Genomic DNA, 1,272 nt, shown 5'->3' on the forward strand with positions numbered 1-1,272 from the left:
GATAAACGGAAGCAACCCACTCCAGAGGAGCGCAAGCAAAAGGGAATCCGATCCATGTATGCAGTTGCTAAGGCTGAAAAGAAGCTGAGTGAAGATGAAATCAAAGCGCTCATGAAAGCTGAAGTTAAAAAGGATAGCACGAAAGATCTCACACTCGATGAGCTCGGTAAAATGTACCGTTATTTCCGCGATCACTCGGCAGAGGAATTGAAAGAAACTGCCAAGGCTCATATGAGTAAACCGGAAGTAATCGACGTTGATCCCGAAACGGGCGAAGTGGTCGATAAAGAATCCTTCAAAGGCCGGCAGCTCTCGGAAGAGGAGATCAATAAACTCCTGGATATAACTGACGAGGAGTTGGATCGTGAAATCCGCGAGGCGATGGAGGGCGGTGAGTGATGGCCCTCAGTCTCCCGGTCAAATTCAAACCAGCAACACCAATCCGAGGAATCCGCAAAAAAAGTGCAGCTGAGATTCGAGGAAATACTTCTCACATCCTCTTGCTTGAAGATTTACCGAATCGGAAACGCGGCGAGTTTCTTTGCGGCGCTCCGATCAATAACAAACTGGCTCACGAATGGTTCAACATCAACAGCCGGTATCAAGCGAAGACGGTCACTTGCCAGCGATGCCTGGCGGCTGCAAAGCGGTTGAAATAAATCGGGTGCCGGGTGGCCCCGCTGCCCGGCTCACTAAAAAGGGGAGATCGATAAATGCTATCAGGAACAGTTGGATCGGTATCTCGATGGGGAAGTGGGTGAGCTATATGTCGAGAGCAAAAAGCAGTGAAGTCTCATTCTCCTTCCTAGTTGATAAACCGGTGCATGAGTTGCGGCCCGGGGATCTCGTAAGGCTCCGCAATGGGAAAGCAGGGAAGATTGTTGATTCATTCTGTGTTCACGGGCGCCGCGTATTCGTAACGGATCAGTTTGGTCGGATCTTTGATTATGAGCTCTCGGAAGTTAAGTAAATTTGGGCGGCTCCGGTCGCCCTCCCATAAACGGAGGGGTAATGATGTTTCCTAAATATAAAATCGAAGTTTACGATCATCACGAAGATTGCCGCACTTGTTATTATGCGGAAAAAGAAAGCGAGTTGTTTGAGAAGCTAGGTTTTATCATGTGGAACGAAGACAACGAAATTTTATTTGTCTACTCTTACGAAATGGACGAAAACCGAGTGAAGAGAGGCTTCCTTAAATGGGATATGTCAAAAAGCCGGTTTTATATCGAATGGGAAACCGTTTGGCAAGCATAAATTACGGGCGGCGGC

3 protein-coding genes are annotated in these 1,272 nt (G+C 47.9%); all 3 read left to right on the forward strand.

Annotated elements, in window-relative coordinates; translation table 11 throughout:
- Positions 1–399 (forward strand): hypothetical protein (locus BMW55_RS18880; RefSeq protein WP_211663693.1); only part of this gene is annotated, 399 nt, incomplete at its 5' end.
- A complete protein-coding gene (locus BMW55_RS18885; RefSeq protein ID WP_089973382.1) occupies positions 399–659 on the forward strand; it encodes a hypothetical protein in 261 nt (86 codons plus the stop codon). The genes BMW55_RS18880 and BMW55_RS18885, both read left to right, overlap by 1 nt.
- A 355-nt stretch (positions 660–1,014) precedes the next feature.
- Positions 1,015–1,257 (forward strand): hypothetical protein, encoded by a 243-nt coding sequence (locus BMW55_RS18895; protein WP_089973388.1) that lies wholly within the window; start codon positions 1,015–1,017, stop codon positions 1,255–1,257.
- The last annotated feature ends 15 nt before the right edge of the window (positions 1,258–1,272 follow it).

The organism is Lihuaxuella thermophila (genome assembly GCF_900110165.1).
Taxonomy (GTDB): Bacteria; Bacillota; Bacilli; order Thermoactinomycetales; family Thermoactinomycetaceae; genus Lihuaxuella; species Lihuaxuella thermophila.

What these genes read in the sequence shown, in the direction of transcription:
- BMW55_RS18885 (WP_089973382.1), top strand. Translation starts at nt 399, where the DNA reads ATGGCCCTCAGTCTCCCGGTCAAATTCAAACCAGCAACACCAATCCGA.
- BMW55_RS18895 (WP_089973388.1), top strand. Translation starts at nt 1,015, where the DNA reads ATGTTTCCTAAATATAAAATCGAAGTTTACGATCATCACGAAGATTGC.